Source organism: Paraburkholderia sp. SIMBA_027 (genome assembly GCF_046535315.1).
Lineage (GTDB): Bacteria > Pseudomonadota > Gammaproteobacteria > Burkholderiales > Burkholderiaceae > Paraburkholderia > Paraburkholderia tropica.
On record NZ_JAWRWY010000349.1, the window covers coordinates 1 to 288 of the forward strand.

General features: G+C 60.8%; 1 protein-coding gene. It reads left to right on the forward strand.

All coding sequences use genetic code 11. The features are described from left to right. Positions 1-288: efflux RND transporter permease subunit (locus SB764_RS39370; protein ID WP_410866661.1), on the forward strand; the 288-nt coding region annotated here is incomplete at both ends.

A 288-nucleotide genomic window follows, 5' to 3' on the forward strand; every position in this document is an offset into this window, starting at 1 on the left:
GCAGAACAAGCTGCAGCTCGTCCAGTCGCAGCTGCCGGGAGACGTCATCGACGCCGGCATCAGCGTCACGCGCTCTACCTCGAGCATCCTGCTCGTCGGCTCGCTGGTTTCGACCGATGGCAAGCGCTCCTCCGTCGATCTCGGCACCATCGTTTCGAACTCGATCGAAGATCAGGTGCAGCGCCTCGAAGGCGTCGGCAGCATCAATATCTTCGGTTCCGGCTACGCCATGCGCGTCTGGCTGGATCCTTACAAACTGCAGAAGTTCCAGCTGACGCCAAGCGATGT